Consider the following 11,821-nt stretch of genomic DNA (forward strand, 5'->3'; position numbering starts at 1 on the left):
ATTGCATACGTTGCTGGACCTGCGCGGCTCTATTCCCAGTTTCATTCACATCACCGACGGCAAGACCCACGAGGTCAATATTCTCGACGATCTTGTCATCGAGCCAGGGGCGTTTTACCTGATGGATCGCGGTTATCTGGACTTCGCCCGATTGCACAGGCTGCATGCGACGGGCGCCTTCTTTGTCACCAGAGCAAAAAGCAATACCAAGTTCAAGCGACGGTATTCGCAGCCAGTCGACCGGGTGACGAGCAACGTTATCTGCGATCAAACGGGCGTACTCCCGCTTTTCTATGCAAGCAAGGACTACCCGGCAACTTTGCGTCGTGTCGTCGTCAAAGACGACGCTGGGGAACGCATCATTTTTTGACCAACAATTTCGCTCTCAAACCCGAGATGATTGCAGCGCTTTACAAGCAGCGTTGGCAGGTCGAATTGTTCTTCAAGTGGATCAAGCAACATTTGCGTATCAAAACCTTTCTGGGCACCAGCGAGAATGCCGTGAAGACAAAAATATGGATAGCGGTCTGTACTTGCGTACTCATCGCCAAAAAACGTCTGCATCTGCCTCACAGCCTTTACGAAATTCTACAAATCCTGAGTCTCACCATGTTTGAAATAACACCAATAAATCAACTGCTTACGCCGTCATCGGGAAATCTCAATGACGAAAATTAACCAAAACAGATGTCTCTCCTATGAGAAACGTGGGGACACTAGTGGTAGATGATATGATTTAACCGTCGCGTTGATGCAAAGGTGTTTTAATTCGGTACTATTTTGTTTTTGTTCACCTTGTTTCTTTGCGACTGTTTTGCGAGAACCTTGACTAATTCTTGATACCACTGGCAGATACGATGATGGGTAAAGCGAAAACGGCTGTATGCAGCACTGGCGCCACTGATTGCACCTATGATAAGCGTCGGGCTGTTGCCGACACACTGGCGCTGATCGGCGATAAGTGGACGGTGCTGGTCGTTGCTGCACTATCCTACAATGGTGTGATGCGTTATAACGAGATCAACCGGCAAATTGAAGGAATTTCGCAACGCATGTTGACGCTGACGCTCAAGGGTATGGAGCAAAATGGATTGGTTACCCGAACAATGTATTCCACTATACCTCCGCGCGTTGAATACGCGCTGACGGATCTTGGATTAAAGCTTGTGGCACCTCTTCGCGCTCTTTATGACTGGGCCGAAGAATACCGCCCCATGATGTTGGAAGCAAGAGACGCCTATGAAGAGCGGGAACGGATAGAGGCACCACGCCGGGCAGAGTTTTATGCTGCAAAATAGATATGGCGCTCGCACGCGTATGCATGTCCGGTAGTTTTAGTTAACTACAAAAAACCATGGCAGCGACAAATTAGCGTTACCACCCATACTTATATCGATTCGGGAAGCTATGGCGGTGTGTCGGAGACGTAATGAATACGATAATCAAAACAGGCTCCATACTCTTACTTTCCTTGCTGGCATGGGTGATCCAGCCTGCCAGCGTTTGCGCTGCCGGTAATGATGCCGCCGCACAAAAACAGGATACCTGGACCCTGGCCGAACTGAGGGCAGAGGCAGCCAAAGGGCATGCCTGGGCGCAAACTGATCTGGGGTACCGCTATTCTGTGGGGGATGGGCTGAAAAAGGATGATGTCGAAGCACTCAAATGGTATCAAAAGGCGGCGTTGCAAGGATATGTCGCCGCGCAGTTTAATATTGGCACCATGTTTGAAAAAGGGCGTGGTGTGCCGCAGGATTATCAGCAGGCTGTCAAATGGTATCGCCTTGCCGCATCGCAGGGGCATGCAGGTGCCGAGACCAATCTTGGTGTCATGTTTGTGAATGGTACAGGGGTGTCGAAAGACTATGCCGAAGGTGTCAAATGGTATCGTCTGGCTGCCGCCAAGGGGCAGCCACTTGCAATGTACAACCTGGCGACTCTGTATGAACGCGGCAAAGGCACCCCGCAGGATTTGAAAGAGGCTTTTAACCTGTACTTGCAGGTCGCTGAAAAAGGTGATGATGACGCCCAGTTTTCTGTTGGACTGATGCTGGACAGAGGCCGTGGCGTGAACCGTGACGATGCCGCCGCAGTAAAATGGTACCAACTGGCGGCGGATCAGGGCAACGCCAATGCCCAGACCAATCTGGGTGCCATGTATGAAGATGGCCGCAGCGTAAAGAAAGATTATGCAATAGCCATGAGCTGGTATGCAAAATCAGCTGCACAAGGTGCTGCCAGTGGCCAGGTTGCCGTGGGGTGGGTGCATGAACACGGTTTTGGTGTACCGCAGAATTACGCCGAAGCCATCAAGTGGTACAGGCTGGCTGTGGCCCAGGGCTATTCGGGTGGGCAGACGAATCTGGGTTATATGTATTCGACCGGCAAAGGGCTGCCGCAGGATGCTGTAGAAGCGGTCAGGCTGTACCGCATGGCGGCCGAGCAGAACGATGCGTATGGGCAGAACAACCTGGGTTCCAAATACGATAAAGGTGAGGGCGTGGAACAGGACGATATGCGCGCCTACATGTGGTTCAAACTGGCAAAGGATGCCGGTAATGACGATGCTGCCAAGAACCTGCCCATTGTGCTGAAAAGGATGACATCGGCCCAGGTGATACAGGCAAACGCCATGGCGGAGGGTTGCCGCAAGCGTGAATTTAAGGGGTGCTGAGATGGGACGGTTGGGCTGGACATAGGTTCAGGCCGCGTGGCGACTGATGCGCCAAATCATTCGCCAAGCGACTCATGAAAAGCAAAATAAGCCATTGTTTTTAAATGAATTTTAATTATATTAAATGCGAATAATTATTCGCCAAATCATTCGCCATGGCCGTGAATTGCTGCTTGTCAACAAGGCGCATGGCGAAGACGGCGAACAGGCTTTAACTCATATGCCAGCCGTGGCTGACGGTAATGGATTGCCCTGTCAGCGCGTTGGAACCGAATGATGCCAGGAACAGCGCTGTCTGTGCCACGTCTTGCACGGTGGTGAATTCGCCATCGACGGTTTCTTTCAGCATGACGTTTTTGATGACTTCGGCTTCTGATATGCCCAGTTCTTTTGCCTGTTCCGGGATTTGCTTGTCCACCAGCGGGGTACGGACAAAGCCGGGGCATATGACGTTGGCGCGGATGTTGTCTTTGGCACCTTCTTTGGCGACCACTTTGGCCAGGCCGATCAAGCCGTGTTTAGCGGTGACGTAAGGGGCTTTCAACGGCGATGCTTCGTGTGAATGCACCGAACCCATGTAGATAATGGCACCGCCCTTGCCGCCCGCTATCATCGCACGCATGCAGGCGCGGGTGGTGAGGAAGGCACCGTCAAGGTGGATGGCGGTGAGTTTTTTCCAGTTATCCAGGCTTAAATCGACGATGGGGCTGATGATCTGTATGCCGGCATTGCTGATGAGTATATCCACGCTGCCATAGGCGGCAACAGCGTCGGCGACACCTTTGTCGACCTGGGCTTCGTCGGTGACATTCATGGCTACGGCCATGGCAGTGCCGCCTGATTGTTCAATTTCTTTTGCGGTGGCGGTGGCTGCTTCCAGCGCCATGTCGGCGATCACGATTTTGGCGCCTTGCTTGGCGTATTCAATAGCGATTTCTTTGCCAATGCCGCTGGCGGCACCGGTGATCAGGGCAACTTTGTCTTTGAGTAACATGATGTTTCCTTTATTGAGGGAGGTTATTTTTTAACGGTGGACTGTAAGAGCTGAAACAGAAGTGAAAGACGCTTGCCCGGCGATCAGGGCAAGGCGCAAAGCACAGCGATAGTGAACTATCGCGAGCATTTGCAACGCAGTCATGATCGTCGCGCAAGTGTAAGGCACTCCTGTTTTAGCTCTTACGGTTCACCAGATAGTCGTACACAACGCTGCCATAAGGCAATGTCAGGTCGGCCAGAATATGAACTGCAGAAAGTACTTCACGCACCGGCAAGGCTGACACCGGGGCCAGTGCATGGGGGAAAAGATCGAGTGCGCCGGGGCCGCCCCAGGCACCCTTGATGGTGATGTCGGTCAGGTTGTATTGCACCAGCTCGCAGATGCGCGGTGTGCCATCTACATGCGGGATAATTTTAAGCAGGAAACTGGGTGTGGCCATGCTGGCTTTGACCTTATCTGTATCAAGCGTGGTATGTTTAAAGCCCATGGTGCCGGTTGCTACGCGGATGTCGCTGTAATCCAGGCTGCCCACCAGCGTGTCTTTGTGTACCCGCAATTCGGGTTCGCCCAGTTTTTTAGGAAAACCCCACAACTCGCGCCCGGCTGCAATCGGTGGGTGATCATTCAGGTACATGCTGTGTACATAACCACCGGCAATCCCATCCAGGGTGACAGGTATCACCTGGCCTGATTCGCAATAATGGCCAAAGCCGGTCGAGTCAGGCATGTTGATGAATTCAAACTTGACGACCGGTTCTGTCATTTGCAGCGGTGCGGGAATGACTTTTCTTAATAAATCGGGGTCGGTGCGGTAGGTGATGATCAGGTATTCGCGATCAGTGAAACGATAGGGCCCGGGTGGAAAAGCGGAACTCGTATAGGGCATGGCAAAGGCATTGTTGCGGATATCATCTTCTGTCATAACTCGTCCTGTTCTGCTGGAGGTTTGTGAATAACTGATGGGTGGCAATCATTGTTGCTGGGGTTTGCCGGTGTTGGCTGATATTGGCTCGGGCTTGCCGCACGGCATGTTGGCTGGGCATGCAACTGCCAAACTGCGTTCCAACCTGCGAGTCAGCCTGCATGCCATTTTTCCGTCTGGTTTGCCTTGTGAGGTAAGGTTTGACATCATGATCGTCTGGCTGTGCCTTCGCTCAATGTGCATATAGAAAAAGACATAGTAACTGAAGCTTGACTTATATGTATTTCAGCTTTGTTACAAGATATGTGAATAGCCTTGGGTAACAGGGTCAAATCAGGTGTGTACAGGCGCTTGACCACCAAAATATTCCGGCTTACACTGGTTTCTGATACACGTCACCCTTGCGTCTTATTTTGTTATGGATGCGAAAAAAACCCGCCGGTTGCCGGCGGGTTTTTTATTTTCTGCTTCTGTTTTTTCTTTCTGCTTTTCTTCCGCACTTTCTGCATTGTCCTTCTTGTTTCTCTACCGCCTAGCCATCGTTGGTAATGCGGTTTTTTCACGCGGTTTTCACATTTCTTTAAGGATTAAAAATGAAACACAATCAATTTTGGACTGCCCTGAGCAGTGTCCTCTTAATGGCTGCCAGTTTGATGGTAGCGCCGCAAGCCAGTGCGGCCGGTTGGCGTTTGACGGATCTGGGCGCTTTTGCTGGTGGCACCAGCAATGCCCGTGGTCTGACGCCGGATGGGCGCGTGGTTGGTTATTCAGCGGAAGCGGATGGTCAGCCTTATCCGTTCTTGAGCAACGGTGGGCAGATTGTCAAGGTGGGCAGTGGCATGGGCGCACCTTTGGTGGTGAATGCGCAGGGGCAATCAGCGGGTGCGCTGTTGGGTGCGGATGGCAGTATGCACGTTGGTTTGTTTGTCGGCCAGACATCTGCCGATCTGGGTAGTATTGATGGCGGCATTAACCAGGTAAATGGCATCAACAACAGTGCGCAAGTTGTGGGCTATACCATACTGGCGAATTATGATGAACGTGCTTTTGTTGCCAGTACCAGTGGCATGGTGAATCTGGGTACGCTGGGTGGCCGTTTTGGTAGAGCGGTGGCTGTCAATGCGTCTGGCGTCATCACCGGCTATTCCACCACCAGCATGACAAATAACCTGAACCGCTGTTTTGTATCGTATGGCAATGGTCTGGTGAATATCGGTTCGCTGGCTACCACGGGTAGTTGCATGCCGTCTGCTATTAATGATGCTGGCCAGATAGTTGGCACAGCCTATAACGGTACCGCATCACATGCGTTTTTGTATGATGGCAACCAGTTTCATGACCTGGGTACCTTGGGCGGGAAAACCAGTGCAGCCAATGGCATCAATCAACTGGGTCAGGTCGTAGGGCAAGCGCAAACGATCAATGGCGATATACGCGCTTTTCTCTACACGGCAGGTCAAATGACTAACCTGGGTTCGCCACGCGCAACAGGTGGTGCCAGTTCGGCCTATTCCGTCAACGCCAGTGGACAGGCAATTGGTTATTACACGGTGCCAGGTGACAGCACGCGCAGGCCCATCCTGTTTAGCAATGGCACTATCATCGATATCAATACCTTGCTGCCAGAACTGACAGAAGTGGATGGTAGTGTCATTTACCTCAACGATGCAGGGCAGATTGCTGGCACGGGTAAAATCAACGGTGTACGTCATGCATTTTTGTTGACGCCAGTGCCTTGAAGTGAGTTGTTCGCAGGTCGAAATTTTGAAAAATAATGCGGACAAAAATTTTTTAAATAATTGTTTATAAAATGCTTGCCCGTCAAAATATTCCGACTTACACTGAATTCTGATACACGTAATAGCTGCGCCTGATTTAGATTATAACTTGAGCCTGCCGAATTTTTTTCGGCGGGCTTTTTTTGTGTCTATCTTTAATTTGACGCAGACACATATTCAAACCCCCGTTGTTAGCGCAACGGGGGTTTCTCTTTTTAGGACAATCATGGCAACTCCGGTTTCGGTTTGTATAGCAATAGATGAAGACGGCAATATCAGCGTTGGCACGCAGGATTCGGCTGCTACAACATCTTCACCAGCTATGGGTATGGGAACAGATGCAGCATCTGCTGATAATGATGCTGATGACACATCCGGCATGCAGCCGGCAGACAATATAGACCAGGCACTGGCGGTGGCGCGTGAGTTGTTGCGCAGGGCCGCGCAAGTGGGTGCTGCCACCATTGGTGGTGAGCCTGGTGGTGAAGGCGCGCAGGATGCGGCGGATGCAGCATTCAAATCACGCCGTGGCGACAAGGCGGGATTTTGATGATGACAGAAGATGTTGAAACAATGAATGAAAAGACCACCCTGCCATCGGGCGCAGATGTTATTGACATGTCGGGTGACCTGATGGGGGCTGTGGCGCTGGCCTATGGTTCACCAGTGGATTTTGATGGCGTCACCATCAGTGTCTTGCGTGAACCTGGCAGCAACCGCTTGCTGGCCTTGATTGTCAGCCCGGTGGATATGCATGGTGATGAGCCGTTTGCCAGGTATCAGGTGCATCCTGATCATGTGGCGAAGGCACGCCAGCGTTCACTGATTGTGCCGTCCTGATTTTAAGCATGACTGTAAGCATGACAAAGGGGGAGAGTACGAAGATGACTATGCCCGATGAAGAAAATAAGGCCACCAAAAAACGCAGTATCGATTGGGAATCCGTCGAGCGTGATTACCGGGCCGGTGTGTTGTCCATACGCGAAATCGCCAGACTGAACGGTATTTCTGATGGCGCCATCCGCAAGAAAGCTACGGCCCAGTTGTGGGAACGTGACCTGACACAAAAAGTGCAGGAGCAGGCCAGGGCAGAACTGGTGCGGGGCGAGCTTGGATACGGTGAAGAGCACATACCAACTGCGCCCAGCGAAAGGCAGATCGTTGAAACAGCGGCTGCCACGGTGGTGCAGGTGGTGCGTGAACACCGTGCCCGCATACGGCAGGGCCATGCGCTGGTGGAATTGCTGACGCAACAGTTGCTGGATGTGGCTGGGCGGCGCGATGAATTTGAGCAGGACATCGAAGCCGATTGCGCCGACGACAAAACCGGCACCCGCCAGAGCCGTTTGCTTAAGGCGGTGTCTTTATCGACCCATGCGGCCCTGGCAGTCAGCCTGGCGACTGCCACCAAAACCTGGATAGGGCTGGAACGTCAGGCATTCAATTTGCGCGAGCTGGCACCGGCAGAAGATGAAATACCGGCAATGACGGACGCGCAACGCCGTGCCCGCCTGGCAGCTTTGCAGGAAAAATTATATGGCCTTGAGCAAGGATGAAGAACTGGAATTGATCGCGCTGCTGGAGCAGGAACAGGCAGCGCGGGCTGTAGATGACCTGGCGGTATATGCCACCATGACGCTGGATGTGACACCAGCACGTCATCATGCCTTGTTGATCGCAGAACTGGAAGCGGTGGAACGCGGCGAACTCGATATGCTGATCGTGACCATGCCGCCCGGTTCTGCCAAATCGACGTATGGCAGTGTGGTATTTCCCGCCTGGTATCTCGGGCGGCACCCGGAACGCTGTGTGATTGCTGCGTCGCATACGGTAGAACTGGCCGAACGTTTTGGCCGGCGTGTGCGCAATCTGTTTGGCAGCAACGCCCATGCACGGGCTTTTCCCAAGAGTGGTTTATCGGCACATAGTACCGCTGCCGGGCGCTGGGACACGGCGCAGGGCGGTGAGTATTTTGCGGCAGGCGTGGGCGGATCAGTGAATGGTCGCCGCGCTGACCTGGCGATCATTGATGATCCGGTCAAGAGCCGCGAAGATGCAGATAGTCCGACCATACGGGAAAAGCAGTGGGCATGGTGGCGTGATGACATGAGCACACGCTTGAAGCCGGGTGCCGCCACGGTACTGATCATGACGCGCTGGCATGAAGATGATCTGGCTGGCCGCATGATCGCTGATTTGAAACAGGCAGGGCAGCGGGTGAAAGTGCTGTCCTTGCCGATGGAAGCGCGGGAAGACGATGCGCTGGGCCGCGCCGTTGGCGAACCCCTGTGGCCAGAATGGTTCACACCGCAGATGCTGGAAAACGCCAAGCGTGAACCCCGCACCTGGTCGGCCCTGTACCAGCAGGAACCGCGTCCGGTCGGTGGTGGAGAATTCAAGAATGAATGGCTGCTGTATTACCAGCGCCAGCCCGCCACCAGCAACAAGGTGATACTTGTGGACCCGGCCAGCGGCAAAAGCCGTACACGTGGTGATTTTACGTCGATGTAGGTAGTGGGGCGTGGTGCCGATGGCAATGATTATGTGCTGGATGGTGTGCGTGACCGCCTCAATCTGACGGAACGCACCGAAGCATTGTTCACGCTGGTACGCCGCCATCGCCCCGCTGCGGTCGGCTATGAACAATACGGCCTGCAATCGGATATCGAACATATCCGCATCGAGCAGGAAAGACAGCAATACCGTTTTCGTATCCTGGAACTGGGTGGTGCGACAAAAAAGGAAGACCGCATACGACGCCTGATACCATCTTTTCAGCAAGGCCGCCTATGGCTACCCGCCAGCATGAAACGCCAGATGGCCAACGGCCAGCTGCGCGACATCATGGATGATTTTCGCAATGAATATGCCGCCTTCCCGGTCGGTGCCCACGACGATGCCCTGGATTGCCTGGCCCGCAAGGAAGAACCAGCCATACGCAAATTTTTACTCGCCCCGCGCGAGGAAGATGAATTCGAGGATGAGGCTTTTGTGCCTCTGGATGCGGAGTTTAATTATTGAGGGGCCCAATTTTAATGGAAATAATCAAGCCAATTCCAATGGCGGTTTCCCGGCTGGTGGTGGTGGTGCGGTGAGTCAACCCAATATACTTTCCGGCAAAGGCGGCGATGGCCTGGTCATTATTTACTGGTGGTAATTTTATGAAATCAGCAGAAATTCAAAACGGAAAAGTCATCAACATCATATTGGGTCGCATGGACGGCCATGTTCCTGTCGATGACGGTATCGTGATCGGTGACTGTTATGACGGGCATTGTTTTTACAAACAGCCTCCGGACATCCCCGGTCTGAAGGCCAGCAAGAATGAACGGATCAATCGCGACTGGAAAAATGCCAATAAGGGGACTTTTGCTTATGGCGGCCAAAAAATTGCCTGTGACGATGATAGCCGTGCGGCGATGGATGTACTGGCAGGCGTGATTGCCATGACAGGTGATTTCCCCGTGGCGTTTTCGCGGATGTGGAAAACCCAGAACAACACGCAGATCAGCATGCCCGATATTGCAAGTTTCCAGACCATGTACGCTGCCATGGCAGAACATGTCAGCAATAATTTCAAACAGGCACAAACCCTGAAAGCAGGACTGGAACTGGCAGAAAGTGTCACTGAAATAGAAGCCATCAATTGGCCCAGGCCCGCATAGGTGTGGTGTCATCTCCAGACCTGGCAAGACATGGTAGCCATAACATAACGGGCTGCAACTCCAAACACTTCAATACCGCACCACCCAAACAACAACCCGCGCAAGCGGGTTTTTTATTGCCTGACGAAAGATAAACCTGCATGCAACATCCACAATTTACCCACTGGCTTGATGCCCTGTCCATAGGCACGATGCTGGCCACGCTGGCAGGCTGGCTGCCCTCCTTGGCGGCGCTGGCTTCGCTGATCTGGTCATGCATACGCATTCTTGAAACAAGAACCGTGCAGGACTGGATTGCCAGGCTGCACAAGCTCAACCGAGAAAGAAAAAAATGAATCACTTTGAATTATGCATCGCCCCCCTGCTGGCGAATGAAGGCGGCGTCTCCAATCATCCGCTGGACCATGGTCGTCTGACCAAATATGGCATCAGCCAGCGCAGCTATCCCAATCTGGACATCGCCGCCTTGACTATCGATCAGGCCAAAGCCCTGTACCGGCGCGACTTTTGGGATGCCAATCAGCTCGATCGCTTTCCACTGATTGTCGCATTTGAATTCTTTGATTGTGCCGTCAATTGCGGTGCCGGCACGGCAGCCAGAATCCTGCAACGCGCTCTTGACGTTGCCGACGACGGCATTGTCGGTCCGGTAACGCTGGAGACCATGGGCAAGGCAGATCCAGAAAAACTGGCAAAACGCATGGTCGCGCATCGTATCCGGTTTTATACCAAATTATCCGGCTGGACCAGTTTCGGTGCCGGCTGGTCGAACCGCCTTGCCAACAACATGCTGTGGGAATCACAGCATGCCTAGCCCGCTCATATCATTTAGCCGAAATATGGATGGCGATGCCCTGGTCCTACTTGATGGGAAAGTACATGCCATGGCAAAAAATTGCGATGGCTGGCAGGAAACGATTGCCATCGCATCATTCAACGCTATCACGGCCGTAGAAGCTCAGATGGCACAGGAGGAAGAATCATGTTTGAAAAAATAGGTGCTGTAATCAATCTGTTTCGCAAGGGAAGCGAGGTATCCAATGTCGAAGCCTGGAAAACCGGAGGCATTTCCATTGGCGTCCTGGCCGCCTTCTTTGGCGCACTGCTCAGCTTTGGGGATGCTTTTGGCCTGCATCTGGCGGTTACGCCTGAACAGATCAATGGCATTGCTACTGGGATTATTGCCCTGGTTGGCGTCGTGCTCCCCCTTATTACTTCAAAACGAGCCGGCATATTGCCGGCAAGGGCAGAACCAGCTCCAATTGAAGATCATTCAGTCATCAGCAGCGTGCCAGAAGCACCAGCGGTTGTGGCATCAGAACCAGTGCAGCCTGACCCTCACACCGCTGCGCGCGTCGGCGAACAATTCGTTGACTCAGACAATCCCCTTGCCGGACTCGATACCACTTATCGCGGCTGATTATATCCGGCATATCAATGGCATCAGTCTTTCCGCTACCTGTACTCATTAAATATTAAAGGAATCATCATGCTACAAATCGCCGCAAGTATCTTGCAGATCATTAACTTCCTGGCGCAAAACAAAGACCAGATCAGGCAATTGATCGTCACCATACAAAATCTGATCCCTGATGCACCCGGCAGTGAAAAAGCCCTGCAAGTTCGCCACTTCATCGCCGCCAGCCTCAACCTGGAAGAGCATATCGAACAGGTCTGGCCATTGGTCACACCCCTGTTCAATGCCCTGGTCGCCAATGTCAAGAAAGTGCCTGAGCATCAATAAGTAAGCCGATAGTCTGCGGAGTGCATTTAAAAAAATCGAAA

The 11,821-nt window shown here is 52.6% G+C and carries 16 protein-coding genes and 1 pseudogene; 15 read left to right on the forward strand and 2 right to left on the reverse strand.

The window, feature by feature from the left end:
- Positions 1-10 precede the first annotated feature (10 nt).
- The 3 genes and pseudogenes from ACO0LK_RS24395 (at position 11) to ACO0LK_RS24405 (ending at position 2,674) form a co-directional block, all read left to right on the forward strand.
- Positions 11-678, forward strand: a pseudogene (locus tag ACO0LK_RS24395) (IS4 family transposase).
- 182 nt (positions 679-860) lie between these two features.
- Positions 861-1,298 (forward strand): winged helix-turn-helix transcriptional regulator, encoded by a 438-nt coding sequence (locus ACO0LK_RS24400; protein ID WP_422979729.1) that lies wholly within the window; start codon positions 861-863, stop codon positions 1,296-1,298.
- Positions 1,299-1,429: 131 nt separating this feature from the next.
- Positions 1,430-2,674, forward strand: coding sequence for a tetratricopeptide repeat protein (locus tag ACO0LK_RS24405; RefSeq protein ID WP_422979731.1), 1,245 nt, complete (start codon positions 1,430-1,432; stop codon positions 2,672-2,674).
- A 211-nt stretch (positions 2,675-2,885) separates the two neighbouring features.
- Here ACO0LK_RS24405 and ACO0LK_RS24410 read toward each other — a convergent pair whose 3' ends face one another.
- Together ACO0LK_RS24410 and ACO0LK_RS24415 are read right to left on the reverse strand one after the other, a co-directional pair.
- Positions 2,886-3,668, reverse strand: coding sequence for a 3-hydroxybutyrate dehydrogenase (locus tag ACO0LK_RS24410; RefSeq protein WP_186948440.1), 783 nt, complete (start codon positions 3,666-3,668; stop codon positions 2,886-2,888).
- A 175-nt stretch (positions 3,669-3,843) separates the two neighbouring features.
- Complete coding sequence (locus ACO0LK_RS24415) at positions 3,844-4,593, reverse strand: acetoacetate decarboxylase (protein ID WP_422979733.1); 750 nt, start codon at positions 4,591-4,593, stop codon at positions 3,844-3,846.
- A gap of 593 nt (positions 4,594-5,186) precedes the next feature.
- Here ACO0LK_RS24415 and ACO0LK_RS24420 point away from each other — a divergent pair.
- From ACO0LK_RS24420 to ACO0LK_RS24475, 12 genes are all read left to right on the forward strand, one after another.
- On the forward strand, positions 5,187-6,332 hold the full coding sequence (locus ACO0LK_RS24420) for a hypothetical protein (RefSeq protein ID WP_422979735.1): 1,146 nt from the start codon (positions 5,187-5,189) through the stop codon (positions 6,330-6,332).
- 265 nt (positions 6,333-6,597) lie between these two features.
- On the forward strand, positions 6,598-6,921 hold the full coding sequence (locus ACO0LK_RS24425) for a hypothetical protein (protein ID WP_422979737.1): 324 nt from the start codon (positions 6,598-6,600) through the stop codon (positions 6,919-6,921).
- 2 nt (positions 6,922-6,923) lie between these two features.
- The gene (locus tag ACO0LK_RS24430; protein WP_422979739.1) at positions 6,924-7,211 is read left to right on the forward strand and encodes a hypothetical protein; all 288 of its coding nucleotides are present in this window, start codon (positions 6,924-6,926) and stop codon (positions 7,209-7,211) included.
- Positions 7,212-7,255: 44 nt separating this feature from the next.
- Positions 7,256-7,927 carry a hypothetical protein gene (locus tag ACO0LK_RS24435; RefSeq protein ID WP_422979741.1) on the forward strand — a complete coding sequence of 224 codons (672 nt, stop codon included), beginning with the start codon at positions 7,256-7,258 and terminating at the stop codon, positions 7,925-7,927.
- Positions 7,908-8,882 (forward strand): terminase large subunit domain-containing protein, encoded by a 975-nt coding sequence (locus ACO0LK_RS24440; RefSeq protein WP_422979743.1) that lies wholly within the window; start codon positions 7,908-7,910, stop codon positions 8,880-8,882. The genes ACO0LK_RS24435 and ACO0LK_RS24440 overlap by 20 nt, the downstream gene beginning before the upstream one ends.
- Before the next feature lie 3 nt (positions 8,883-8,885).
- A complete protein-coding gene (locus ACO0LK_RS24445; protein ID WP_422979745.1) occupies positions 8,886-9,392 on the forward strand; it encodes a hypothetical protein in 507 nt (168 codons plus the stop codon).
- A 140-nt stretch (positions 9,393-9,532) separates the two neighbouring features.
- Entirely contained in the window at positions 9,533-10,036 is a 504-nt protein-coding gene (locus ACO0LK_RS24450; RefSeq protein ID WP_422979747.1) for a DUF4376 domain-containing protein, read from the forward strand.
- Between the two features lie 140 nt (positions 10,037-10,176).
- Positions 10,177-10,371, forward strand: a complete 195-nt coding sequence (locus tag ACO0LK_RS24455) for a hypothetical protein (protein ID WP_422979749.1) — start codon at positions 10,177-10,179, stop codon at positions 10,369-10,371.
- Positions 10,368-10,850, forward strand: a complete 483-nt coding sequence (locus ACO0LK_RS24460) for a glycoside hydrolase family 108 protein (RefSeq protein WP_422979751.1) — start codon at positions 10,368-10,370, stop codon at positions 10,848-10,850. The genes ACO0LK_RS24455 and ACO0LK_RS24460 overlap by 4 nt, the downstream gene beginning before the upstream one ends.
- A 25-nt stretch (positions 10,851-10,875) precedes the next feature.
- Positions 10,876-11,034: a hypothetical protein gene (locus tag ACO0LK_RS24465; RefSeq protein ID WP_422979753.1), complete on the forward strand. Its 159-nt coding sequence runs from the start codon at positions 10,876-10,878 to the stop codon at positions 11,032-11,034.
- Positions 11,019-11,456 (forward strand): hypothetical protein, encoded by a 438-nt coding sequence (locus ACO0LK_RS24470; protein WP_422979755.1) that lies wholly within the window; start codon positions 11,019-11,021, stop codon positions 11,454-11,456. Before ACO0LK_RS24465 ends, ACO0LK_RS24470 begins: the two co-directional genes overlap by 16 nt.
- Before the next feature lie 69 nt (positions 11,457-11,525).
- Positions 11,526-11,780, forward strand: a complete 255-nt coding sequence (locus ACO0LK_RS24475; protein ID WP_186948416.1) for a hypothetical protein — start codon at positions 11,526-11,528, stop codon at positions 11,778-11,780.
- Positions 11,781-11,821 lie beyond the last annotated feature (41 nt).

Origin of the sequence: Undibacterium sp. Ji49W (assembly GCF_049340205.1) — a bacterium.
In the GTDB taxonomy this organism is placed as follows: Bacteria; Pseudomonadota; Gammaproteobacteria; order Burkholderiales; family Burkholderiaceae_D; genus Undibacterium.

Bases quoted from the DNA above. Each gene is read 5' to 3' on its own strand.
- ACO0LK_RS24400 (WP_422979729.1), top strand. From the start codon at position 861: ATGGGTAAAGCGAAAACGGCTGTATGCAGCACTGGCGCCACTGATTGC.
- ACO0LK_RS24405 (WP_422979731.1), top strand. From the start codon at position 1,430: ATGAATACGATAATCAAAACAGGCTCCATACTCTTACTTTCCTTGCTG.
- ACO0LK_RS24410 (WP_186948440.1), bottom strand. From the start codon at position 3,668: ATGTTACTCAAAGACAAAGTTGCCCTGATCACCGGTGCCGCCAGCGGC.
- ACO0LK_RS24415 (WP_422979733.1), bottom strand. From the start codon at position 4,593: ATGACAGAAGATGATATCCGCAACAATGCCTTTGCCATGCCCTATACG.
- ACO0LK_RS24420 (WP_422979735.1), top strand. From the start codon at position 5,187: ATGAAACACAATCAATTTTGGACTGCCCTGAGCAGTGTCCTCTTAATG.
- ACO0LK_RS24425 (WP_422979737.1), top strand. From the start codon at position 6,598: ATGGCAACTCCGGTTTCGGTTTGTATAGCAATAGATGAAGACGGCAAT.
- ACO0LK_RS24430 (WP_422979739.1), top strand. From the start codon at position 6,924: ATGACAGAAGATGTTGAAACAATGAATGAAAAGACCACCCTGCCATCG.
- ACO0LK_RS24435 (WP_422979741.1), top strand. From the start codon at position 7,256: ATGACTATGCCCGATGAAGAAAATAAGGCCACCAAAAAACGCAGTATC.
- ACO0LK_RS24440 (WP_422979743.1), top strand. From the start codon at position 7,908: ATGGCCTTGAGCAAGGATGAAGAACTGGAATTGATCGCGCTGCTGGAG.
- ACO0LK_RS24450 (WP_422979747.1), top strand. From the start codon at position 9,533: ATGAAATCAGCAGAAATTCAAAACGGAAAAGTCATCAACATCATATTG.
- ACO0LK_RS24455 (WP_422979749.1), top strand. From the start codon at position 10,177: ATGCAACATCCACAATTTACCCACTGGCTTGATGCCCTGTCCATAGGC.
- ACO0LK_RS24460 (WP_422979751.1), top strand. From the start codon at position 10,368: ATGAATCACTTTGAATTATGCATCGCCCCCCTGCTGGCGAATGAAGGC.
- ACO0LK_RS24465 (WP_422979753.1), top strand. From the start codon at position 10,876: ATGGATGGCGATGCCCTGGTCCTACTTGATGGGAAAGTACATGCCATG.
- ACO0LK_RS24470 (WP_422979755.1), top strand. From the start codon at position 11,019: ATGTTTGAAAAAATAGGTGCTGTAATCAATCTGTTTCGCAAGGGAAGC.
- ACO0LK_RS24475 (WP_186948416.1), top strand. From the start codon at position 11,526: ATGCTACAAATCGCCGCAAGTATCTTGCAGATCATTAACTTCCTGGCG.